The sequence below is a fragment of the Caballeronia sp. KNU42 genome, assembly GCF_053760385.1.
In genome coordinates, this window is the sequence record NZ_CM132388.1 from 2,591,444 (window position 1) to 2,616,314 (window position 24,871).

Sequence of the window (24,871 nt, forward strand, 5' to 3'; positions counted from 1 at the left end):
CGTTGTTTCACTGCTTCCTCCTTCAACTGCGTGCATCGGTTGCCCAACAATCGTGCTTATCCCGCTGGCAAAGCCAACGAGAACGGACATCGATCGCGGGTTTGAATACCCTCAGCGCGAGCGGTTCCCCGATGACATCGAAATACGGCCGTTTTTACACGTCGTAACACCTGTGCAATGTTGAAATTACTTTTCAGCGGGTTATTACCAGTGCTGTAAAAAAGGCAAAACAGGCAAACTCAGAATCCCGGCCAACGCGTCCACAAGACGCGGAGGCCCTAAAAAGCTTTGGCGATCCCAAACGTTGGCGGAGAGACCCCACAATGAATGCCCCCCTTGACGCGGAACAACAAGCTTCCCTAGAAGCCGCGCTAAAAACCGTCACTCTCGACGACAAATACACACTGGAACGCGGTCGCGCGTACATGAGCGGCATACAGGCGCTGGTTCGGCTGCCGATGCTGCAACAGCAACGCGATCACGCCGCAGGACTCAATACCGCCGGTTTTATTTCCGGTTATCGCGGTTCCCCGCTCGGCGCACTCGATCAGCATCTTTGGAAAGCGAAGAAACATCTCGCTTCGCACGAGATCGTGTTCCAGCCCGGCGTGAATGAAGACCTCGCGGCGACCGCCGTCTGGGGCTCGCAGCAGGTCAATCTTTATCCCAGCGCCAAATACGACGGCGTGTTCTCGATGTGGTACGGCAAAGGTCCGGGCGTCGATAGAACCGGCGATGTCTTCAAGCACGGAAACTCGGCGGGTTCAGCGCCGCATGGCGGTGTGCTTGTGCTCGCCGGCGACGATCACGCCGCCAAATCCTCTACGCTCGCGCATCAGTCCGAACACATTTTCAAGGCGTGCGGATTGCCGGTGTTGTTTCCATCGAATGTGCAGGAATACCTGGACTTCGGCCTGCACGGTTGGGCCATGAGCCGTTACTCCGGCCTATGGGTCGCAATGAAATGCGTGACCGATGTGGTGGAATCGTCGGCTTCTGTCGATATCGATCCGCATCGAACGCAAATCGTTTTGCCGACCGATTTCGCGATGCCCGATGGTGGCCTCAACATCCGCTGGCCCGATCCGCCGCTGGTTCAGGAAGCACGGTTGCTCGACTACAAGTGGTACGCCGCGCTCGCCTATGTGCGCGCGAACAAGTTGGACCGGATCGAGATTGAATCGCCGAACGCCCGCTTCGGGATCATGACGGCGGGCAAGGCCTACCTCGATGTGCGTCAGGCTCTTTCAGATCTCGGTCTCGACGATGAAACCTGCGCGCGCATCGGCATTCGTTTGTACAAGGTCGGCTGCGTGTGGCCGCTCGAAGCGCAAGGTGCGCATGCGTTCGCGCACGGGCTGCAAGAGATTCTGGTCGTCGAAGAAAAGCGCCAGATTCTCGAATACGCGATCAAGGAAGAGCTTTACAACTGGCCCGATGCACAACGCTCGCGCGTGTTCGGCAAGTTCGATGAGAAAGACGGCGCTGGCGGCGAATGGTCCGTGCCCATGGGCAACTGGTTGCTGCCGGCGCATTACGAGTTATCGCCGGCGATTATCGCGAAGGCTATTGCCACGCGACTCGACAAGTTCGATCTCCCCGCCGATGTCCGCGCGCGCATCGCGACGCGTATCGCCGTGATCGAAGCCAAGGAAAGAGCGCTGGCGCGGCCGCGCGTTGAAGCCGAGCGCAAGCCGTGGTTCTGCTCGGGCTGTCCGCACAATACATCGACGAATGTGCCTGAAGGGTCGCGCGCGCTCGCCGGTATCGGTTGCCACTACATGACCGTGTGGATGGACCGCAGCACGAGCACGTTCAGCCAGATGGGCGGTGAAGGCGTCGCGTGGATCGGCCAGGCGCCGTTCTCCAACGACAAACACGTGTTCGCCAATCTCGGCGATGGCACGTACTTCCACTCCGGCCTGCTCGCGATCCGCGCAGCGATCGCGTCGAAGAACAACATCACGTACAAGATCCTCTACAACGACGCCGTCGCGATGACCGGCGGGCAACCTGTAGACGGCGTACTCACCGTGCCGCAGATCACGCATCAACTGGCGGCCGAGGGCGCGACGAAAATCGTGATCGTCACCGATGAACCCGAGAAATATCAGGCGAACGTGGGATTGGCGCCGGGTATCGATGTATTTCATCGCGAGAAGCTCGATGAGGTCCAACGTGCGTTGCGCGAGATCGCCGGCACCACAATCCTTATCTATGACCAAACATGCGCGACGGAAAAACGCCGGCGCAGGAAACGCGGCGCGTACCCCGATCCGGCGAAGCGCGTGGTCATCAACGAAGCCGTCTGCGAAGGCTGCGGCGATTGCTCGGTGAAATCGAATTGCCTGTCGGTCGAACCGCTCGATACCGAATACGGCACGAAACGCCAGATCAACCAATCGACCTGCAACAAGGACTACTCGTGCGTGAACGGTTTCTGCCCGAGCTTCGTCACGGTTGAAGGCGGACAGTTGAAGAAACCGAAGGTATCGAGTATTTCCGGCGATGCAATGCCTCCGCTGCCGACGCCCGAGTTGCCGTTAATCGATCGGCCATATGGCGTGTTGGTCACGGGCGTAGGCGGCACGGGTGTTGTGACAATTGGCGCGTTGCTCGGCATGGCGTCGCATCTCGAGCAAAAAGGCGTGACCGTGCTGGACGTCACCGGCCTCGCGCAAAAAGGCGGCGCGGTGATGAGTCATGTGCAAATCGCCACGCATCCCGGCGATATCCACGCCACACGCATCGCAATGGGCGAAGCGGATCTGGTAATCGGCTGCGATCCGATCGTCACAGCCAGCGATGAATGCGGTTCGCGCATGCAACCTGGTCATACGCGCGTGGTGGTGAACAGCGCTGAAACGCCGACTGCCGAGTTCATCAAGAACCCGAACTGGCGCTTCCCGGGCGCGAGCGCAGAAGCCGATATCCGCACTGCCGCGGGCGAGCATGTTGCGCTCGTCGATGCCAATCGCTTCGCCGTTGCTCTACTCGGCGATGCCATTTACACCAATCCGTTCGTGCTGGGTTTTGCGTGGCAACGCGGCTGGGTGCCGCTGCGGCATGAATCGCTGGTTCGCGCGATCGAACTGAATGCAGTGCAGGTCGAGAAGAACCTCGCGGCGTTCGAATGGGGACGTCACGCGGCGCATGATCTTGAGGGCCTCACGCGGTTTGTCAAGGCGCAGGGTCGGGGAGGGTTATCGGCTGGATCAGAAGGCGGCAGCAAGATCATCGCGTTGCATACGCCGAAGGCGTTGGACGCGCTGATTGAAAAGCGCATCGCTTATCTTGCCGATTATCAGAACGACGCGTATGCGGCGCGTTACGCTCGCCTCGTGACCGACGTACGCAAGGCGGAAGCGGCGCTCGGTCTGGGCGATGGCTCGTACGCATTGACCGAAGCCGTTGCGAAGAATCTGCACAAGCTGATGGCGTACAAGGATGAGTATGAAGTCGCGCGGCTTTACGCAGATCCGGCGTTCGTGGAGCGGCTGAAAGGCAGCTTCGAAGGTGACTGGAAAGTGAAGTTCCATCTCGCGCCACCCATGCTCTCAAAGAAGGACGCGCACGGTCATCTGATCAAGAAACAGTACGGCCCGTGGGTGTTATCCGCCATGAAGGTTTTGGCGAAGATGAAGTTCCTGCGCGGTACATCGTTCGATATCTTCGGCAAGACTGAAGAACGGAAAATGGAACGCACGCTCATCACGGATTACGAGGCGTTGGTGAAGGAGTTGATCGGTGGATTGACAGCGGAGAAGTTGCCGCTGGCGATAGAACTGGCAAGCCTGCCCGATTCGATGCGCGGTTACGGTCACGTGAAGGACAACAACGTGAACGCGGCGCGTGTGAAGTGGAATGCGCTGCTGACTCGGTGGCGTGGTCGTGAAGGCGGCGAGACGCGGCAAGTAGCTTAAAACCTCGAGCATAAATAAAGGGCGATCCGAAAATCCGGATCGCCCTTTATTACAGCAGTTTCAAACCGTCAATCAGAACTCGTAATCCGCGTGCGCCCGTACGCCCGTGTCTCCGCTCGGTGCAACTGACACCGCGCCGTTCACGATCCATCGTCCGCTATCCGAACGATGCGTCACGCCGGCGCCCAACGCCGTATAGCCCTTGAAGTTGGCCACACCTGCGCCGACGACCGTCTTGCCTGGCGCGCTCGGCGTCGAGTTGGGCATCGCCATTGCTGCGGCAATACCGCCGAATGCCGAACGTTGCAGCGAGCGGAAGCTCGTACCCATATCGTTGCGCAACGCGTTCATCTGGTTCACGTTTGCCGCGTCCGTCCCGCTGACACCGGGAGCCACGTTCGTCACCCGACGCTCGTTTCCGGCCGATCCTATCGAAACCGTGTTGGCTTCATTGGCGACGGAGTTTGCGCCCAGCGCGACCGAGTTGTCACCGGAGGCTTGACTGTTGCCACCGAACGCCACCGCGTTGTTACCCGAAGCCTGCGAATTTCCGCCAATGGCCGCAGCGTTGCTGCCGGTCGCCGACGCATTGCCGCCGAATGCCACCGCGCTTTCGCCCGATGCAATGGAATTCGAGCCGTTAGCCGTCGAGTTGTTGCCCGAGGCCGTGGCGCTACCGCCGGTTGCGGTTGAACCGCTGCCTGAAGCGGTGGCGTGGGCGCCGGCAGCAGTCGAGTTATCGCCGGTCGCTTCGGCATTAGCGCCGATAGCCGCTGCATTCTGTCCCGATGCCGTCGATCCTGTCATACCCGACGCCTGCAGGTTGGCAATCGCGTTCTCCGTGTTAGTGACACGGTTGTTGGTCGCGCTGAGTTGCGCGCCGTTGACGGCATCCGTACTGGACGCCGAAACATCTCCGGTCGCGACGTTGGTCAACTGCACTGCGGCGGTGGCCGCGTCGGCGCCGCCAAGCGTGACCTTGCTGTGATCGGCCGAATCGTAGGCTATGGCGTTCGCCGCCGTGTTCGCCACGGTCGCGAGGTCACCCTTCATTCCCGCGATATCCGCCGAGTTCTGCGTCACCCGGCCGTCCAGATTACCGATCGCGGAACCGACGTCGTTCACCTGCTTGCCGCCGACCGTGTATGACGGCGCAGTTACGCCGCCGTTACTATCAACGCTCGCGCCGCCGCCCAGCGCACTTGCCATTTTCGACGATGCGTTGAACATCTGTGAACCATTGATTGCGTCCGTGCTGCCCTGGTTGACAGCGCCGCTCGCCACACCGGTCAGGATGCGCGAACCTTGAAGGCCCGCGAAGCTGATCGAGTTGCCGTTGGTGCTGGCGCCGATACTGAGTGCGTCCGTTACCGCATCCTGGCGTACGAGGCCCGACGCGCCGGTACTCAGGTCGCTCATCGAACTGTTCAGGCTGGCGATGTCCGAAGTGTTCTTCATCACGTCCTGCTTGACCGTGTACAACTGGGAACCGTTTACCGCGTCGAGGCTGTTCGCGGATATATCGCCGTCCTTCACGTTGCTCAGCGTCACTGGCGCGTCTGCCGCGCCAAGCGTGATCTTGTCGTGCGCTGCGGAGTCGTACTGAACCGAGTCGGCCACCGCACCGCCTTGCGCCGCGATACTCTGCTGCACCATGAACAGTTGCGAGCCGTTCACTGCGTCTTTGCTCGCGGCGCTCACTTGCCCGTCGCGCAGATTCGTGATCGCCGTGCCGGCTGCTCCGCCGCCCAGGGTGATCGTCGAGTGACCCGACGTGTCGTATTTGACCGCATCGGCCATTTGAGTATTCAGCGTGCTGATGTCCCCGGTGTTGCGGGTGATATTGATCTTGTTGGTTGCGATGTCGGTCGTGTTCGTTGCGATGTCGATCGTGTTTGCGCTGATGTTCGCCGCGTTCTTCGCGATGTCCGAGGTATTCGTCGTGGCATCGACCGTGATCTGCGCGATGGCCGCGTTGGCAGCCGTAATACTCGAGGCGTTCGTCGCGATATCCACCTTGCTCGCGGCAATGTCCGCCGTATTCGTCGCGATAGCCGCCGTGTTGGCCGCGATGTTCGTGGTGTTTGCGGTGATATTCGCCGTGTTCAACGCGGTGTCGGAGGCGTTCGTTGCGATATCCACTTTGCTGGAAGCAATGTCCACTGTGTTCGTTGCGATATTCGCTGCGTTCGTCGCTACATTCTGGTTCGTCGTGTACAACTGCAAGCCATTAACCGCGTCCGTGCTCCCCGCCGACGATACATCGCCTGCCGCCACGTTCGTGATCTTAGTGCCCGCTGTGCCACTCAACGTCATCGTATCGTGAGCCGCGCTGTCGTACTTCACGGCATCGCCGAGTTGCGTGTTGATTGAGCCCACTTGCGTGTTGAGCACGCCGATGTCGTTCGTGTTTTGCGCAATACCGCTCGTGTTGGTGGCGATGTCAGCGGCGTTCGTCGCGATGTCGCTTGTATTAGTGGCAATATCGCCAGCATTGGCGGAGATTGCGCTGGTATTGTCCGCAATTGCCGTGGTGTGCTCAGCGATGGCGCCCGCATTCTGCGCCACATTCTGATTCGTTGCGAACAATTGCGCACCATTGACCGCGTCAGTGCTGGCTGCCGACGAAATGTCGCCTGCGGCAACATGCGTGAGCGTCGTGCCCGCTGTGCCGCCAAGTGTCGCTGCGTTTTTGCTCGAATCGTTATAGGCAATGAACGCGTTGGTCGCGACGCCAGCGGAATTGGTAGTCAGACCCGCTGCCTGAAGCTGGCTGACGTTGACTGCATCGTTCGCCTGCGTGCCGTTCGCGACATTGACGATCTGCCGCATCGAGGTAGCGGAGCCGACAGACACCGTACTCGACCGATCTGCCACGGAGCTGCTGCCCAACGCCACGCTATAGTCCGCGGTCGCACTGGCAGCCCGTCCGACCGCCACGCTCAAGATGCCTGAGGCGTTCGTGCTGTACCCGATTGCCGTTGCGCCCGCCTTTGCAACGGCGTTTGAGCCCAACGCGGTGGCTCCATAGAACCCGTCGCCCGTAGCAGTAGCACCACTACCAATCGCGATGCTGCCGGAGTAGGCGCCCGTATCAGAATGGGCATTCTGGCCAATCGCGATGCCGCCGTAGCTCGTCGAGCTTGAATTGTCTGTTCCATTACCTGAGCCATTCACCTTGATATATGCGGATTGTGCGTAAGCCGTGCCGTCCGTCACGTGGAAGAGCTGCGAGCCATTCACCGCATCCATGCTTGTCGCTGAGATCGCGCCCGCGGCTACGTTCGAGAGCTTCGTTCCCGCTGTGCCCACAAAACTAATACTGTTATTCATCGAATCATCATAGAGAACGGATGCACCCGTGGGTGCTGCGCCCAACATTTGCGCACCGAGCATCTGCGAACCAAACAGCTTCTTGCCGCTCGCCCCATTGGTGCCCGAAGTTGAGTCATCGCTCGCTTGCTGAGTCAACACCGTATCCGACGCGGCATCGGCGTTGCTTCTCGCGTCCGGCACGATCTCCGAGTAACCAACTGCTGGCACGCTGTCATCTGCAACCGCGTCACCTGCGGACAAGATGGCAATTGACGCGCCCAATGCCAGCGAAGCCGATGCCAGCTTGTTGGCCACCTTGTTCGTCGAAGACTTGCCGCGAGATTTCGCTTTTTCACCCACGGCAACTACGGTTCCGGTCGATTGATTGCGTATCGATTTGTATGTGTTATTCATAATTATCTGTATTCCTAATAAAGTACCTAGTCTCTTGACTGAAATCCGTCTCGACAGATTGCTGAATCGGCAATTCGAAATGGCTGGTCCCTCCCCTGGCAACACTGCCGGAGGTCAACAGGCGGCGAACGCGGAAGCTTTCAGAAGCTTGGCGCGTCGCACCTTGCGTCAGAACCTACTTTATTAGGATGAGATAAGACTTTCGATTGGCACAATCCTAGTTGACGTTGCACGGGTTGCAACAGTTTCTTGCGCAGACAGAGGGGAAAAATGAGGATGGGCACGGCGGTCCCCTCCTGGCACATCTTCCTTCGGAAAAACGCGTGGCCGATCCGCAGTCTGGCGCCCGATGAAATTCATCGGGCGCTGTGTCGTCGAAGCCCATATATCGGCGATCATGCGATTCGGCGAGCACCGTAATATTGCGAACGCCAGTAGGTACTCCTCATCGATTCGATGCGAATATATTCTCCCGTCTTCGGTGCGTGAATGAATTGCTGCTCGCCGATGTAAATACCCACGTGTGTCGCCCGGCCGCGCGGTGTATTAAAAAATACAAGATCCCCGGGATGCAGATCCCGCTGCGCCATCGCGCTGCCCGACCGGCTGATTTGCGCCGATAACCGTGGAAGCACGATGCCCGCTGCCTTCTCATAGACGTAGCGTACGAAGCCACTGCAATCGAGTCCCTCTTCTGGCGTATTGCCACCCCACAAATAGGGGACACCGACCATCGTCTCTGCTTTCGACAACACATTTGAAAGCAAGTTGTTCGATGTATCCCGCGCACTCCATTGATCTTCTGCGGGCAATCCACTGGGAGGAAAAGTCTCCTGCTCCGGAGCGTCGCCGCCGGCCGGCAACTCGCCGACGGCCGCGTCAACCGCACCGCTCTGAATCGATTGACTGCCAGTGTCGGATGTCGTTGCGCGCGCAGATCCAATCGCAATCAGGAATCCGCTGAGCATCATGACTAGCATCCGCGTTGCGCGGCCGTTGACTGACGGGGCGCGGTGGCCTTTGCACGGTCGCGGAGAACCATGAAATAGATTCGTATTCATGTCAGCCTGCCTTTACGGCCTTTGCTCACCTCATGCGTGTCACGAGCCAGCGACGAGGGCAACGCAAGTCGAATTGCCCGATCACGCTCGCACAACCTGAAACCACCCCGCTCGCGTTCACCAGCGAGATCGCGCGTCATAGCGATCTGGTTCAGTATCGATTTATATTTTAATTTCATAATTTATATGTATTCCTAACTGGTTAATCGGATTGAACTGAAAGCGAATTCAAAACATATCCGACGCGGTTCGTCTTACCGGTCAAGGTGAATCACCGCTGACTACCCAGGAATGTGAATTCTTTGTGCTTGGAATCAACGCCCGAACAGCAATTAGAGTTGCGGGCAAAGCACGTGAAAACCGGAGGTAAATCGTTTGTCGCGATCTCGCTTCAACGCGTATTTTATTCAGACATTACAGGATTACTGATAGGTGCAATCTTAAAGAAAACGCGATGCGACGAGCCGGTCCATGGACTGAGTATGGTCATGCCTGGGCCGGGATTGATGCTCGCTCAATTGACAAAGGGGACTGCCATAGCGCCATGCCGCTCCCCAACGCATTAAATAAAACGCCCGATGAAGCAATTCATCGGGCGTTTATTACTTTGACTGCGATTGGCCCGGATATCCGGCCTTACGCAACACGACGTGCGCCGTAGTATCGCGATGTCCAGTAAGCGCTTTGCATCGATTCAATTCGGATCACCGCACCCGTTCGTGGCGCATGAATGAACTGCTGTCTGCCCACGTAAATTCCGACGTGCGTGGCCCGCCCGCGCCGCGTGTTGAAAAAAACCAGATCGCCTGGGTGTAAATCGGGTTGCGCGATTGCACTGCCCTCCCGGCTTATTTGCGCCGACAACCTAGGCAGCAGCATCCCCGTCACCTTCTGATAAACGTAGCGTACAAAGCCACTGCAATCGAGGCCTTCCTCTGGGGTGTTACCGCCCCACACGTACGGAACGCCGATCATTGTTTCAGCTTTCTCGACCACACCGGCGAGCTTTGAAGCCACCGGGGCCGACAAGTTCGAAACATCCGGCGCAACCGGATCGTCGTCAGGAAAAATCCTTTAGGCAATGGTCTCGCTGTCCAGTGAATTAAGGTCGACGACATCAATAGCTTTAGCACTAACAGCCTGGACGCCGACATCACCAGGCGAAGCATTCGCCGATCCAGTCGACAAAACGACGCTAGAACATGCGATGGCGATAAGACGCGACAGGTGCTGCTGAACCGAAGCGGATAACCGGCGCGCACGACTTTCCGAAGGAGCTCCAATTCGACTATTTTTTGTAAGTTCCATGTTTCAACCCATGGTTGCATTTGCACGCATTTTTTTGAACTCATCGCGCGAGCCATCAAACGCAACCGTGCCTTCCGACAAAACAATGACCCGATCCACAAGCGAAAGGAGATTGCCGCGATCGGTGAGTAACACCACCGTCGTTGTGCTTGTCATCTTGTCCTTCGCAAGCTCGATGAATGCCTTTTCAGTCTGCCCATCCAGATTCGCCGTCGGTTCATCCAATAGCCATATGGGGCGTTCGGTGAGGGCGAGCCGCGCCATCGCAAGCGCCTGGCGCTGCGCTGCGGTCAACCGTGCCGGCATTTTGTCGAAGCGGGTGTGCAGCCCGTCAGGAAGCATCGGCGGCAACCATTGCAACGGCGCACGGCTTAGCGCGGCCACGCACGCTTCGTCCGTCTCTGGTGTTTCAGCGCACAGGTATTCGCCTAACGTATCACCAAGCAGCATGCCGTCCTGTCCAACGTAATGCGTCTGATAACTGAGCGCCTCGACACGACGCCCTGTTAGCCGCTGGCCGTTGTAACGAACCTGGCCGTGATCGGGCGGCATCAATCCCAGCAAGATATGCGCGAGCGTACTTTTTCCGGATGCGGGCGCGCCGATGATCGCGACCTTCTCGCCGGGCAATATATGCAGGTCGATACCGCGCAGCAGCGGTTGATCCGGCAAATACGCGAACTGAAGATCGACAACACGCCAGCCTTGCTCATTGGCGACAGGTTGGATCGATTGAGCTGCGACATTCGCCGCGGCGTCGCTCGTGCGATTGATGCCATCGAACACGGTGCGCAACTGCCGAAGCACGGGAAGCACACTGACGAGCGCGAAGACCGGCTGGCTCAGCTTTCCCGCAAGAATCACGGTGGCAAACAATGCGCCGGCGGCCAGATGACCGCCCTGCAACAGATAGAACGCGACGACAACCGTCGCCACGGTCTGCACCGAAGAGAGCGCCATCAGCACTGCATAGCACCGTGCCTGCAGCACATGCCGGCGCTCCTCGACCGACGCGTTGCGTTCGACATTGCTCAGAAACATGGTGCGCAGGAGATCAAACGCTCCCCCAGCGGAGTAGGCCGAAGGTTTGGCCAGCGGTGCGAATGGCGTAAGCGGAACTTCAAGACCACTCTTTTGCAGGTGTTTGTCGAAATGCCAAACGACAGCACATTCGGCTATCCACACGAGAAGCGGGACAAACACGAGCCAACCCGCAACGATTGCGATCACCGCGAAAAACAGCACGCAAAACAGCACGCAAAACAGCACATCGAGTGCGGAGCTCGCAACGAGGCTCCAGAACAAAGAGCGCGCTTTCGCCCACCCGGTGAGGCCGTTGAGCGTCGCCATGCCCCACTCGGTCGTACGCGACAGCGGCGCGCGTACGAGCTGATCGACAACTTGCGGTTCGATATCGCTACGGATCGAACGCGACATGCCGACCATCACCTTCGAGCGCTCCATGCGGAACAGATATTCCACGCCGAAAACGAGCAGCGCACCGAAAGACAGCACCCACAATGATGCATCGGCTTGCGCGGGAATCACGCGACTGTAAATCGCATTCATGTAAAGCGGAATGACAAGCGCAAACAGATTGAGCGCGAACGTGCCCCACAACAGTTGAGCCAGGAGTTTTCCTTCCTTGCGCCAATGACTGATGAAAGTATGAAACGACAATGCGCCAAGACGCTGAACTTTGACCACGCGATACAACGGCCTGATGTTCGCTGGATTTTCGGCGCTTGCTGAAGGCCGCTCGTCGTCCTGATCCCGGCCAATGACGCCAGCAGTAAGCGCACCGTTACGCATGCTCACGCATTGCCAGTAGTGGCTTTCGTCGCGCGCGAGATATACATCGCCATCAAGGCGCTGCATGCCTGCACGCACGGGCAAAAAATCGAGGCCGTATTCGCGGCCTATCTGATCGAGCAGCCCGCTCTCGCTACTCGTGCCGGCTAACGCCGCGCATGTGCGCCGCCACCGTTCCTGCGCCAGCTCGCCGTGGATTCCGGCGATGGCGCTGCCCGCGGCCTGAAGTAGTGCCGCTGCGGGAAACTCCTGTTGGGTATTCATTGTTTCGATCCTTCCTTTACATACAAAAGCGCAACGGAAAGCGCCAGTGTGCAGAGAGGTGCGCGCGAGACACGTTATGCTGTCGCGCGCGCGTTTACAAAGTTAGTTATCCAAATTGAAATTGAATAAATTACTTCAACGACAAACCGTTGCTTTAACTTAGTGATTCCAGATCAGTGTGTGACCGCCCAACGCATAGGTGTCGGTCGTATGTCCGTCAACAACAGACGTAGTATGCGTCCATCCCTCCAGCGCCGTGTTATGCATCATGCCTATAGTGTCTTTCGAGCCGGTGGTCAGTGTCAGCGTTTCATTTCCACGAGAAAGCAGATTCGTGAAGTCGACGGTAATCTTGTCCGCCGCAGAACTGGTCGAGAAATCGATCTTTTCGATGTTCGTCACTCTCGCCAGCATTGTCGTCAAATCATAGGTTCCAGCACTCGCAGATGTCTTTTGCAGCGTGTCGTGCCCACCACCGCCATCGAGCGACAGGTTGGCAACGTCAGCCTGGCTATTGAATGTGAAGACGTCGTCGCCTTTGGTTCCAACAATTCCCGCAATGCCACCGAAACTATCGACGCCCTCGCCCGCGCCCTTCTTCACCGTTTTGCCCGACAAGTCCGCGGAAATACTGGTCATGTTGGAGTAGTTCACGATCGTCGAGCTGCTTCCGCCTGAAATAGAATTGTCGGCTTTGCTCGCATACAAAGTCTTCGTGCCGCCGCCGCCCATCCAGAAGGTCATGTTGACGCCGTCCTTGCCGTGCACCACATCGCCATCGTAGTTAGAGCCGTTATATTGTTGGAATCCTTTAACCGTATCCGTTCCAACGTAGGTGCCGGCGGAATTGTATTTGACGATTACGCCTGTATTGAAATCGGCATTCACCTTGAAGTCGCCGTACACGGAATACACGTTTGTGGATCCGCCGCCTGCGTCGATCGTGTCGTTTCCCTTACTCGCCAAGATCCAGTCGCTTTGAGTCGCGTGTCCTATGATGACGTCGTCGCCATTGCTACCCACGAACCGGCTAAAACCTTTGATTGAATCAGCGTCGCGGCCATCAGCAAATGTCACCACTCCCGACTCCAGGTTTGCATTGATTCCCACGCCTGTACTGGTGTAGTTGATCATTGCCCTGTTCGCAACCTGATTGGGGATACTTTCGCCGATGCCGACGTATCCGCCATTGATTACGTTTCCGCCACCATTGACGTAGAAGAAATCTTGATTAGTCGAACCGTTGATCGTAACGTGGTTCGCCTTGCCCCAAGAGACAAAGTTGCTCGTCAGGTTCGATGTATCGAGTACGTCGATATTTTTGAACGCCGCGGCACTTGTTGACGGCGAAGACGTCGCTCCGGAAATCCAGTCACCTGAGTTCATTCCGGTGATTGTTCCACTGCGGCCATCGGCGTTGAACTGGTACGCCATCACCTTGCCGGTCCCACCGCTTACACCGACCGTATTCAGCTCGTTGCGTCCGCCGCCGCCATCCAACGTAACCGCACTGGGCGCCCCCGACAATACGATCTTGTCATTGCCGGAGCCGCCGGCAATATTCACCTGACCCGACACATTGAAGACATCACCATGATTGGTTCCGATAATGCTGCCGACCGCGTTCACCAGCGTGTCTTTCCCGTTTGCACCTTTCTGCACTACGCCTGTGCTCGTGTCCAGATTGATGCCGGCATCAAGCATCGAATAATCGAGCGCGCTGGTGCCGTTGTGGCTTACATAGGTATCGTTACCCTTCGATCCAATCACTTTGCTATTTGCACCCGTGCCTAGATCTATCCAGTTGTCGACACCGTTCTTGCCCTGGAACACGTTCCCATTTGCGTTATTGCCAATGATGCGCTGGACATTCGTAATCTGGTCACTGAAGCCGTAGCCGTTCTTCGAGGCATTATCGGTTTCCAGGTTTACATTCAGAGCCCCTGTTGTACCGCTGTAGTCGACGGTATTGTTAGTGCCTGATCCACCATCGAGCAGGTTGTTGCCGAATCCGCCAATAAGCAAATTGTTGTCGCCAGATACGTGGATTTCGATGCCTTTGTTGCCACCCCGGATGATGCTGTTGCCGCCTTTGTTGCCGATGATCACATCAATATCAAATAGACGATCGACAAAGTCGTTGCCAACCAGCGCCAGATTTCGGTCGAGCGAGATTTCCAGGTGACCTTCGCCCTCGTAGGGGGTGTAGTCGACGGTAACCTTTCCACCCATGCCGCCCTTGATGGTGTTGTTCGCGGCGCCGCTAAACACGTGCAGATCTCCCGTGCCGGCCGTAATGCTGTTGGCGCCCCCGCCCGTTGCGCGAAACTCGCTGTTGCCACTGCCGGCGATCATCGTATTGTTCCCGCCGTTCGTGCTCGAGAAAGTATCCGTACCCGCACTACCGTGAAAGCTGTTCGTGCCGCCGCTCACTTCAAACAGGTTGACGCCGTCGCCTGCAAATAGCGTGTTGGATCCGCCATCCGCGTGGACGGCGTTCGAGCCCGCGCCGCCATACACGGTGTTTGTGCCGTTTTGCAAATACACGACGTTGGAATTCGCTCCACCGTGAATCGTGTTCATGCCGCCATCGGCATGCACGGTGTTCATCTTCCCGCCGCCGTAGATCGTGTTGGTGCCCTGCGCGACGTCGAACGTGTTGCTACCCGCCCCGCCATACAACTGGTTCATGCCCGCGTTCGTGATGAATCGCGTTTCGCCATCGGTGCCCACCAGCAAATTGTTGCCGCCAACAAGGCCTGTCAGCGAACCGCCGCCTGCCGAGCCAATCACCGACTGAATATGCGTCAACGAATCCACCCCGCCGCCGCTCTTGACCGCGTGCCCAGTCACACCGTTGAGGTCCACGTCGACTGCATCCGACATCTCGGCGTAACTCATGGTGTTAAAGCCGCTGCCGCCGTCGATCGTGTCGTTACCGCCGCTCCCAATGATCAGGTTGTCGCCGGCGTTGCCCATGATGATGTCGTCACCGCCGCTGCCTCTGATCCTGTCGTTGTGCGTGGAACCCATGATCCGGTTCACATTCGAGAAATGATCGACGCCTGCCTGGCCATTTGCGTTGGTCCAGCCGTTATTCGACGTCACGCCCTTCGACATGTCAATATCCACGCCGTCCAGCACGATCGAGCGCCCGCTTGCGCCGATCGCCGCGGTGTCGAACACCGTTCCGCCGGCGCGCGAGTAGTCGAGCAGGTTCTTGCCCGCGCCTCCCGTGTACACATTGTTGCCGCCGTTGGCGATAAACGTATTGTCACCCGAGCCACCGATGAACTCATGGTCGAACGCATTGCCGATGAACGTATTGGTGCCACTGCCTCCTTTGATGATCTGCATGTTTTCGATGTTGTGGACCGCACCCCCGGCCTTCACCTGGCCCATGTCGATCGCGGCCTCGCTGTTCGGCGCAATGCCCAAGGCAGCACGGACATCGACTGAAAGGTCGACCATGACAGGTGTCGAAAATGCTGAGTAGTCCAGTGTATTGATGCCTCCCCCGCCGTCATACATGCCGTTCGCATGACCGGCGATGATCGTGTCGTCACCGGAACCCGCGTGGATCGACACATCGCTTGCGTTGCGGCTCAATTGATAGACATCGTCGCCGTCGCGCAACGCCGTAGGCGAATCCAGCACCTGGAAACTAATGTCCGCTGCACCAGTTTCACCCGAGGCTGCATCCACAAAGTCCGCGTGAACCTGAAAGACGCCGCCAAGCAGTTGCTGAGAAACAGGATAGTGCAGCGCGAACTCGTTGCTCTTCAGGCCGAGGGCAATCCCCTCGGCGGAATTCCACATGACGACGCTCACGCCCTTCGCCGCCAGTTCCGCCGTCACCGAGACGTCAAGCAGCGAACTGACCGAGCCCACATTCACGATTCTCATCATGCTGCCAGGTTGGTCCACGCCGACCGTAGTGTCGGCGTGAATAGTCCAGCCGTCCGTTTCGTGGCTCAGATCAACGTCGCGGGTCGAATACTGAGTCGCAATGAGACCGTCCGTACGCGCGTTGTCGGGACCACCGCCAAGGATGTATTCGTGCGTCGAACCATCGGCAACGCCCTGCGTTTGTAGCAAGACTACGTCCTTCAACGCCGGCGGCTTCGGGTCAGGTGTCGGATCCGGTACCGGATCGGGAGTGGGGTCCGGTGTCGGATCTGGCGTTGGATCCGGCGTTGGCTCGGGCGTTGGCTCGGGCGTTGGCTCGGGCGTTGGCTCCGGCGTTGGCTCCGGCGTTGGCTCGGGCGTTGGCTCGGGCGTCGGCTCGGGCGTTGGCTCCGGCGTTGGCTCGGGCGTCGGCTCCGGCGGCGCGTCCGGCGTCGGCTCTACCGGCGATGTGGGAGGTTCATCCACGGGAGCCGGTTCGCTATGGGTCGGCGGGTGGTCCGGCTTGGCCGGCATGCCGGAAATCTGATCGACTCGCGGCAGAGGTTCTTCATCGAAACGATGCTTGCTGAGATCGCCAGGGTGAACAATTGGCGGCTGCTTGTGTGCGGCGTCGGCATGATCGCTCCCCGCACTGTCCTGCGGTTGCGATTCAACGACGACGATCTCCTCTTTGGTGACGACCTTGGTCACTTCTTTCTCGGACTCCTTGGAGCTCTCCTTTTCAGCCGTGCCCTTACCTTCGTCGTGATGAGCCACCGGCGCCGCGGCGTTCGGAGCGACACTGACGGAAGTTACATAGGCAAGCAACTGATCCGAAGGAATCTCTTTTCCATCGGCGAATACGAGCGTGAACACCTGCTTTCCCATGGTCGCGAATTGCGCGGCAAATGGGAATGTCATCACGTGTCCGTCCGCGGTCTTGACGACAATGTCAGGACCGTTGATAGAAATCTGCACGTCACTAAATTTGAACGGCAACTCGTTCTTTGAATACGTCTGCAGGATGACGGTGGTGTCCAGCTTGGTCGGTACGGGTAGTTTCATGTTAGTTCTCCATGAGGACGGTTCATCATCGCGAACCGTTCAACACTATGGTTAAGGGGCAGCCTGTCCTCAGGACTCGGACAGGGCAGTCGACGCCCCTGTCATAAGAGGCTTCAGCAGGTATTGAGCGAGAGACCGATGGCCCGCGAGCAGGTAACCTTCAACCGCCATACCCGGATAAATTGGTTTCTTCATATTGGCCTTGGGGACTTCGACGGTTACGTCGTAAAAGCGCCCTGTGCGCTCATCGCCTAGCGCATCGGCGCTGACCACTGCAACACGGCCAACGAGCGTGTCCGTATAGCTATTGCCGAAGGCGTTCACGTGAACACGAACCGGCATGCCTTGCCAAATCTTGTCGCGGTCTTCGGGGCGAATCTTCACTTGCGCGACAAGCGGTACGTCGGTGGGTGCAATTTCGAACAAATCGCCACCTGCTTTCACTACCGCGCCTGAGTGAGGATTGACCACGCGCTGGATGACGCCGTCGGCAGGGCTTTCGATCTGCGCCTGCTTACGCCTGTCGCCGCTGGCCGAGGTCTTCGCATTCGACTGCGCGAGTTCATCCCGTACTTGAGAGAGCTGCTTCTGTGCATCCGACAAAAAGTCCGTCTTGGTCTGCTCGACCTTCAACCGATATTCACGCTCTTCAGCGATCAGCCGTGGAACCCTGGCGCGAGCTTCGTTCAGCGCGCTTTGCGAACCTTGGAGGTCGGTGCGTTTTTGCAATAGAACGCCTTCTGCAGCAGCGCCTTTGCGAACCAGCGGTTCGATCATGTCGACTTGCTGGCGCATCAAGGCAACTTCCTTTTCCAGATCGCCGATGCGGCTGCGCAACTCGGCCAATTGCGCCGAGCGCTGGTCCGCCTGCACGGCAGAGATTGACGTGGCTTGCTCCAGCGTGCGCTGACGCGACTCATAAAATGCCTGTTCGCTTGCGATGGCCTTTGTTTGTTCCGGATCCGAAGAACTTGGGGGGCGAACGGCGTTCTTCCGATTTCAGCCATCAGGCGTTGTTCGCGCAGACGCAGCGCATCGAGCGCGGCAGTATTCTTGGCGAACTCTTCGGAGACGTAGGTGTTGTCCATAACGGCGAGCAACTGGCCTTTGTGGACCGTTTGCCCCTCGCGTACGAGCAGCTTTTCGATCTGGCCGCCGTCCGGATGCTGAACCATGATGTTATGGCTCTCTACACGGATGACACCCGGGCCGCGGACCAGAACATCGAGCTTGAACGCCGCCGCCCACAAGGCGAACACCGTGACTGCAAGGAGTCCTGCGCCTGTGACGCCGCGCGGTAGAAACCGGCGGTACGGTGCGATTGCATCGGCTACCTTGCTCTTGATAACAGTTAGTTTTTTCATGTTGGTTACCTCTGCGCGGTGCGCCGCGCGCGGTGATTTATTCGGGACTCATTTAAGCCTGAGGATGATGGAGTCTTGCGTCGACTTCTCTGGAACCGGATTGCGCAATTCGATCTTGTCGCGGGGAATCTTCAGTTCATCAGCGATGGAAACCACCACCAGAGAGCGTTCGAACTGCATGCGCAAACGAACACCGAGTGGGGCGTCGGTCGTGCCTGTCATCGAGAATACGAGGAGCCCTCGCTCGCGGATCGCCTGCGCGTTCTGGCTGATCCATGCACGCGTGGCAGCACGCTCGGCCGGTTGCAGGAAGTTTTCTTCCACACTGACCTTCGCGGCGAAATCGGTCGGCAACTGCGCGAGACTTTCATCCATGGACGCCGCATGCGGAACCGGACTGGCCTCTGCCGAGGTCGCATTCGAAACAGGCGGCGCGTCGGGCGTACCGGACGACGGCGTGGCCATTGCGGCGAGCACCTGGAAGATCATGCTGAGCAGCATGTAGACCATCAGCAGCACCGTCATCATGTCGACATACGCCGGCCAGATGTGGTTACTCTTTGAACTTGCAGCCATCACATTGCTCCTTTAACCAGATTGAGGGCTCGCAGCCCGTCCATTGTTCTTGCGTCGAGGTTGTAAAGCGCGAGGGTCGACAGTTTGTAGCTCGACTCGGCTTGCTCGCGATCGCTGCGCGCGTTGAACAGATCAACCTGAGCGCTGATGAGATCGGATACCCGTAGCACTTAACCCCACCACCAACGCCACCGCCCGCGCAACCTTCCCCCCGCCTTTCCCGCGCCCGCGGCACAATTCCGACGCCGCTACCCAGGCGCCCAGAGCTTCGCTCCAAACCGATTTAAAGACCTTGTTCATGCTGATTACCTGCAAAGAATTGTGCGAAAAGTGTCTGACGTGAAACGAGTTCGAGAAACGACTCGCTTGAACGCTCAGGGAAATGAAACGTTTCGCGACTCTACTCAGCACAACTTGGCAATCGAATCGGAATTGTCCGAATAAGAAAGGTGTCGCTATACGCGCCACACCTTTGTTCATCTCAATAAAAAATCACTAAGCTTTTTTAGCGCATTTGGGTTACAGGCACAGTCGTACATAAAAAAACGGCGACAGGGTAAACCCAGTCGCCGCTTCACACGAGCCTCGGTAACGCTACATCAATTCTTCAGGATGTCGTAATAATTTTGTGGATTACGCTACGTTCCTCGCCGCTTCGAGTCGCGCATTCGCCGACGCCACCGCCGTCATGTTAATGATCCGTCGCACGGTCGCGGCCGGCGTAAGAATGTGCACCGGCTTGTCCGCACCCAGCAAAAACGGCCCGACCGTCACGCCTTCACCACTCACCATCTTCAACAGGTTGTACGTGATATTCGCCGCTTCCACGTTCGGCATGATTAGCAGATTCGCTTCGCCGGTCAGCGTCGACCCGGGCATCGCGGCCTTGCGCACGGCCTCCGACAAGGCCGCATCGCCGTGCATCTCACCATCGACTTCCAGGTCCGGCGCACGCTCGGCGATCAGCTTGCGAGCCTCGGCCATGCGCTTCGATGAAGCCGTCGGCACGCTGCCAAAGTTCGAATTCGACAACAACGCGACCTTCGGCGCAATCCCGAATTTCTCGATTTCGCGCGCCGCCAGGATCGTCATATCGGCGAGTTGCGTGGGCGTCGGGACCTCGTTGACGTATGTATCGCTGATGAAGAGGTTGCGCCCCTGCAGCATCAGCAGGTTCATCGCAGCGAAGTTCTCAACGCCCTCAGCCTTCCCCAAGACCTGCTCGATAAATTTGAGATGGTCGTGATACGTATCGATCATGCCGCAGATCATGCCGTCCGCATCGCCCAGACGCACCAGCAGCGCGCCGATCAACGTGTTGAACTTGCGCAGCGCGGCCTTCGCGTTGTCCGGCGTCACGCCCTCGCGTGCAGCGATGTGGTGATACTCCTGCCAACACTTCTGGTAACGCGGATCGTCTTCCGGATTCACTATCTCGAAATCGGTGCCGGGCTTGAGCTTCGAGCCCATCTTCTGCAGACGCATTTCCACCACCGCCGGCCGCCCGATGATGATGGGCTTCGCGATCTTCTCCAGCAGCACGAATTGCGCGGCGCGCAGCACGCGCTCGTCTTCGCCCTCGGCGAACACAATGCGCGCCGGCGCCGATTTGGCCGCCGCGAACACCGGCCGCATCACCATGCCCGTGCGATAAACCGTCGTGGCCAGTTCCTCGCGATACGCGTCCATGTCGTGAATCGGCCGCGTCGCCACGCCCGAATCCATCGCGGCCTGAGCAACAGCCGGCGCGATCTTGATGATCAAACGCGGGTCGAATGGCTTCGGAATCAGGTACTCCGGGCCGAATTCGAGCGAATGGCCTTCATAGGCTTTGGCAACTTCATCACCTTGATCGGTCTCTTCGGCCAGTTCCGCGATCGCGCGCACGCACGCGAGCTTCATCTCTTCGGTGATCGTGGTCGCGCCCACATCCAGCGCGCCGCGGAAGATGAACGGGAAACACAGCACGTTGTTGACCTGATTCGGATAGTCCGAACGGCCAGTCGCGATGATCGCGTCCGGGCGCACCTTCTTCGCTTCCTCCGGACGGATTTCCGGCTCGGGATTGGCAAGCGCCAGGATCAGCGGCTGCGTTCCCATGACCTTGACCATTTCCGGCTTGAGCACGCCCGCGCTTGAGCAGCCTAGGAACACGTCGGCTTTGTCGATGGCATCGGCGAGCGTGCGGTCGGTCGTATTCGCCGCGTACCGTTCCTTCGACGGATCCAGGTTGCCGCGTCCTTCGTAGATCACGCCTTTGGAATCGCAGACCAGGACGTTGGCTTTGTTCAAGCCCAGATGGACGAGCAAATCGAGACACGCAATTGCCGCCGCGCCCGCGCCGGAACAAACCAGCTTCACTTCGTCCAGCTTCTTGCCGACCACTTTCAGGCCGTTGAGAATCGCCGCCGATGCAATGATCGCCGTGCCATGCTGGTCATCGTGGAAGACGGGGATTTTCATGCGCTCGCGCAGCTTCTTCTCTATGTAGAAGCATTCCGGCGCCTTGATGTCTTCGAGGTTGATCCCGCCGAGCGTGGGCTCGAGCATCGCGATGGCTTCGACGAGTTTGTCCGGATCGGTCTCCGCGAGCTCGATGTCAAACACGTCGATGCCCGCGAACTTCTTGAAGAGACAGCCCTTGCCTTCCATCACCGGCTTGGCGGCGAGCGGCCCGATATTCCCGAGACCGAGCACAGCCGTGCCGTTCGTCACCACGCCGACAAGATTGCCGCGCGAGGTGTATTTCTGGGCATCGAGCGGGTCGTCGAAGATTGCCATGCAGGCAGCGGCCACGCCCGGCGAGTACGCCAGCGACAAATCCAACTGGTTGTACAAGGGCTTGGTCGGCGTGACCGAGATCTTGCCGGGCTTCGGATACTGGTGATAGGCGAGGGCGCTGAGCTTCAGTTGTTCGTCCATGATTGGCCTGAGACGTTTAGGAAAAGAGTTGGAAAATCAATGAAAAGGAAAGCGTGGGAACTGCGTGCGGGACGATCAAATCTCGTGACGAATCAAGTGCATCTTGTCCGCCCGACTAGTCTTGAAGACGCTTCGCAATGGCTGCGCGCATCGCAGACAAGCGCGCGGGCGCCGAAGTGAAACACATGGCCTTGGCATTTTTCGGGGATAAATAGTGTACACCGTGCGTTAAAGATGACGCGCAGCACCATTTCCGGCAGAAACGACGCGTGAGCGTGCGAAAACGCTTGCATCGATTCTTTGGCACGCCTTGAATTCACATGACAAATCCGGCAACGAAGCGGGGTTTCCCGTTACGTCCGTGTCTTGTCTGTCGGGTAAAATCCCGGCCTACGCGCGCATCGAACGCCGTCGGCATTTGCTCGACCGGACCCTACCGCTGCGCCAGGCGCCATTGGCCGCCGTCGCTTGATGGCCGATCACAACGGGCGCCAGGCGCCAACCCAAAACCGCAAGGATTCGCCCATGACAGGCTTCGACCGCCAGACGATCTCCGACACCACCGCCAAGATGCTGCTCGAGGTGCAAGCCGTGCATTTCAATGCGGACAAACCGTACATTTTCACGTCAGGATGGGCGAGCCCGGTCTATATCGACTGCCGCAAGCTGATCTCGTATCCGCGCGTTCGCCGCGCCCTGATGGAGATGGCCGAGACCACGATCCTGCGCGATATCGGCTATGAGCAAATCGACGCGGTCGCAGGCGGTGAAACGGCGGGTATCCCGTTTGCCGCCTGGCTGTCCGATCGGCTGATGGTGCCCATGCAATATGTCCGCAAGAAGCCGAAGGGTTTCGGCCGGAATGCGCAAATTGAAGGATTGCTGACCGAAGGCCAGCGCGTTCTGCTGGTGGAAGACCTGACTACCGACAGCCGCAGCAAGATCAATTTCATCAACGCGCTGCGCACGGCCGGCGCGAAGGTGAATCACTGCTTCGTGCTGTTTCACTACAACATCTTCAAGGAAAGCGTCTCGGTATTGAAAGATATCGACGTGGAATTGCACGCGCTCGCTACGTGGTGGGATGTGTTGCGCGTCGCGAAGGAAGCGGGCTATTTCGAGACAAAGACGCTGGATGAAGTCGAGAAATTCCTGCACGCGCCGGCACAGTGGTCCGCGGCGCACGGCGGCGTGACGGCATCACCGCAATAGCCGCCAAATTGTCAATTTTTGTGTAATAAAAAAAGCCGCTCGTTTCTATATACGAGCGGCTTTTTCATGCAACAACAATAACGAATATTACGTATTCACGGGAATGGCGTCATCAAGATTTCCATCGCCCACATAAGCCGAAAGATTCAATAAGCCGTTACTCTGGGCGTATTGAAACAATTCAGAATCCCGTTCAATTCCCAGCTTGCGCATGGCGGTATTCTTTTGCGTGCTGATTGTTTTAATACTGCGTTTTAACTGCGCGGCAATTTCAGTAATCGTCATGCCGGACACGAATAAACGCACCACTTCCAGTTCCCGCTTCGACAACACCACGTCACGCTGCTGGCCACTCGCCGACAACCCCATGCTGTCGAGCGCCAGACGCACCGACGGTCCAATGTATTCCTGCCCGCGCATCACGTGAACGATGGCCAGTCCAATGTGGCTCAAATCGTCAGACTTATTGATCACGGCCGTCACACCCACCTCACGCAAGCGTTTCAGGAGGGCGGGATTTTCCAGCATGGTCAGCACGACGATGCGCACCGTCGGAAATTGACGGCCGATATAACCCAGCAATGGCATGCCGTCGCCAAATTGTCCCCCCGGCATGGCAAGGTCGGACACGACCACGTCGCAGGGCGATTTTTGCAGAAGCTGAATCAATTCCGTCGATTGACGCGCTTGCCCAATCACTTCGATCTCGGGAAACTTCAATAGCGCCTGCGCGGCGCCAAACAGAATGACAGGATGGTCATCGGCGATAATGACTTTTATCCGTTGACCCATTATTTTCCCCTCGCTCGTAAATGAACAAATCCCTCGCGCATTATAGGCAATGTGCTCCTACTCATTACATTGGCCCTTCAGCCGGGAGAGCGAAACTGCGGCTAAGCCCGAAGTCACGGTGTTGACCCTTGCGGAGTCTCGTTTTGAACATTTGAAAAATTTTGTCCTTTCCCGCGATGTTAAACTTGAATCCAGCGCTAAGCCAATTTCTGAGACAAAATACATCGTTACAGTGGGTGAAACGCCAGATTTGGCCCCACCCGTGACCGGAGAATTTGCACCATGCGCTTGGGGATCGGGCTTGTGGTTTGTGCTGTGTACCGCGCTGTTGAGCGGCCTGTCATCAGGTTGCGGAATTTCCGCCGCGCGGTGCTGCTACCGGTTTTCTGCGCCGCGATGGTATCAAATGCGCCGCGTGCGGTCGCTGAAGTTATCGCCACAGCGCCTTTCACCCTGACAAGTACCGACCTTCGTCCGAACCAGCCGATGCCGCTCACGCTCGTCTTCGAACAGAACGACTGCAAAGGAGGCAACCGTTCGCCGCAGCTATCGTGGCACGGCGCGCCTGCTGCCACGCAAAGTTTCGCGATCACCGTCTTCGACCCCGACGCGCCCGGCCGCGGCTGGTGGCACTGGGCCGTAGCGGGCATTCCTGCCAGCGTCTCGCAGTTGCCGTCGAACGCAAGCGCCTCGGGCATCCTGCGCAAAATGGGCGCAGTGGAAGCGCGCAATGACTTCGATATCGACGGTTACGCGGGCCCTTGCCCGCCGCCGGGCAAACCGCATCACTACGTCGTCACGGTCTACGCGCTCAGCAGCAGCGACTTGCGCCTGCGCCAGAGTAGCCCGGCGCTCATGTTCGAGCACGAAATTCGAACTACGACCATCGCCAGTGCGCAACTCGTCGTCACCTACGGGCGGTGAACCGCGTTTATACCGCGCCGGCAGGTCGAAT

15 protein-coding genes and 1 pseudogene are annotated in these 24,871 nt (G+C 58.1%); 4 read left to right on the forward strand and 12 right to left on the reverse strand.

The features are described 5' to 3' along the window. Positions 1 to 323: 323 nt before the first annotated feature. Positions 324 to 3,923: an indolepyruvate ferredoxin oxidoreductase family protein gene (locus tag ACSOSP_RS11680; RefSeq protein ID WP_455306750.1), complete on the forward strand. Its 3,600-nt coding sequence runs from the start codon at positions 324 to 326 to the stop codon at positions 3,921 to 3,923. Between the two features lie 72 nt (positions 3,924 to 3,995). Here ACSOSP_RS11680 and ACSOSP_RS11685 read toward each other — a convergent pair whose 3' ends face one another. The 11 genes and pseudogenes from ACSOSP_RS11685 to ACSOSP_RS11735 all read right to left on the reverse strand — a co-directional run bounded on the left by ACSOSP_RS11685 (position 3,996) and on the right by ACSOSP_RS11735 (position 21,912). Continuing rightward, on the reverse strand, positions 3,996 to 7,652 hold the full coding sequence (locus tag ACSOSP_RS11685; protein ID WP_455306752.1) for a YadA-like family protein: 3,657 nt from the start codon (positions 7,650 to 7,652) through the stop codon (positions 3,996 to 3,998). A gap of 395 nt (positions 7,653 to 8,047) precedes the next feature. Next, the gene (locus ACSOSP_RS11690; protein ID WP_455306754.1) at positions 8,048 to 8,623 is read right to left on the reverse strand and encodes a C40 family peptidase; all 576 of its coding nucleotides are present in this window, start codon (positions 8,621 to 8,623) and stop codon (positions 8,048 to 8,050) included. Positions 8,624 to 9,349: 726 nt separating this feature from the next. Then, complete coding sequence (locus tag ACSOSP_RS11695) at positions 9,350 to 9,742, reverse strand: C40 family peptidase (RefSeq protein ID WP_455306757.1); 393 nt, start codon at positions 9,740 to 9,742, stop codon at positions 9,350 to 9,352. Between the two features lie 282 nt (positions 9,743 to 10,024). Then, positions 10,025 to 12,097 carry an ATP-binding cassette domain-containing protein gene (locus tag ACSOSP_RS11700; protein WP_455306758.1) on the reverse strand — a complete coding sequence of 691 codons (2,073 nt, stop codon included), beginning with the start codon at positions 12,095 to 12,097 and terminating at the stop codon, positions 10,025 to 10,027. Between the two features lie 159 nt (positions 12,098 to 12,256). Further along, a complete protein-coding gene (locus ACSOSP_RS11705) occupies positions 12,257 to 17,050 on the reverse strand; it encodes a beta strand repeat-containing protein (protein WP_455306760.1) in 4,794 nt (1,597 codons plus the stop codon). Positions 17,051 to 17,119: 69 nt separating this feature from the next. Further along, a complete protein-coding gene (locus ACSOSP_RS11710) occupies positions 17,120 to 17,845 on the reverse strand; it encodes an HlyD family efflux transporter periplasmic adaptor subunit (protein WP_455306762.1) in 726 nt (241 codons plus the stop codon). Further along, a complete protein-coding gene (locus tag ACSOSP_RS11715; protein WP_455306764.1) occupies positions 17,845 to 18,414 on the reverse strand; it encodes a hypothetical protein in 570 nt (189 codons plus the stop codon). Before ACSOSP_RS11715 ends, ACSOSP_RS11710 begins: the two co-directional genes overlap by 1 nt. Before the next feature lie 48 nt (positions 18,415 to 18,462). Further along, complete coding sequence (locus ACSOSP_RS11720; protein ID WP_455306766.1) at positions 18,463 to 18,990, reverse strand: hypothetical protein; 528 nt, start codon at positions 18,988 to 18,990, stop codon at positions 18,463 to 18,465. Further along, entirely contained in the window at positions 18,990 to 19,160 is a 171-nt protein-coding gene (locus ACSOSP_RS11725) for a hypothetical protein (RefSeq protein WP_455311047.1), read from the reverse strand. The genes ACSOSP_RS11720 and ACSOSP_RS11725 overlap by 1 nt, the downstream gene beginning before the upstream one ends. 42 nt (positions 19,161 to 19,202) lie before the next feature. Then, a pseudogene (locus ACSOSP_RS11730) lies at positions 19,203 to 19,290 on the reverse strand (ESPR domain-containing protein); the annotation flags it as partial. Positions 19,291 to 19,623: 333 nt separating this feature from the next. Beyond that, positions 19,624 to 21,912 (reverse strand): NADP-dependent malic enzyme, encoded by a 2,289-nt coding sequence (locus ACSOSP_RS11735; RefSeq protein WP_455306768.1) that lies wholly within the window; start codon positions 21,910 to 21,912, stop codon positions 19,624 to 19,626. Positions 21,913 to 21,951: 39 nt separating this feature from the next. Between ACSOSP_RS11735 and ACSOSP_RS11740 the strand changes: the two genes are divergently transcribed. Together ACSOSP_RS11740 and ACSOSP_RS11745 are read left to right on the forward strand one after the other, a co-directional pair. Further along, positions 21,952 to 22,092 carry a hypothetical protein gene (locus ACSOSP_RS11740; RefSeq protein WP_455306770.1) on the forward strand — a complete coding sequence of 47 codons (141 nt, stop codon included), beginning with the start codon at positions 21,952 to 21,954 and terminating at the stop codon, positions 22,090 to 22,092. A 345-nt stretch (positions 22,093 to 22,437) separates the two neighbouring features. Continuing rightward, the gene (locus ACSOSP_RS11745) at positions 22,438 to 23,124 is read left to right on the forward strand and encodes an orotate phosphoribosyltransferase (protein ID WP_031360493.1); all 687 of its coding nucleotides are present in this window, start codon (positions 22,438 to 22,440) and stop codon (positions 23,122 to 23,124) included. 87 nt (positions 23,125 to 23,211) lie between these two features. Here the strand turns inward: ACSOSP_RS11745 and ACSOSP_RS11750 are convergent, their stop codons facing one another. Beyond that, the gene (locus tag ACSOSP_RS11750) at positions 23,212 to 23,916 is read right to left on the reverse strand and encodes a response regulator transcription factor (RefSeq protein ID WP_031360492.1); all 705 of its coding nucleotides are present in this window, start codon (positions 23,914 to 23,916) and stop codon (positions 23,212 to 23,214) included. A gap of 396 nt (positions 23,917 to 24,312) precedes the next feature. Here ACSOSP_RS11750 and ACSOSP_RS11755 point away from each other — a divergent pair, with 396 nt between their 5' ends. Beyond that, positions 24,313 to 24,840, forward strand: a complete 528-nt coding sequence (locus ACSOSP_RS11755) for a YbhB/YbcL family Raf kinase inhibitor-like protein (RefSeq protein WP_455310934.1) — start codon at positions 24,313 to 24,315, stop codon at positions 24,838 to 24,840. Positions 24,841 to 24,871 lie beyond the last annotated feature (31 nt).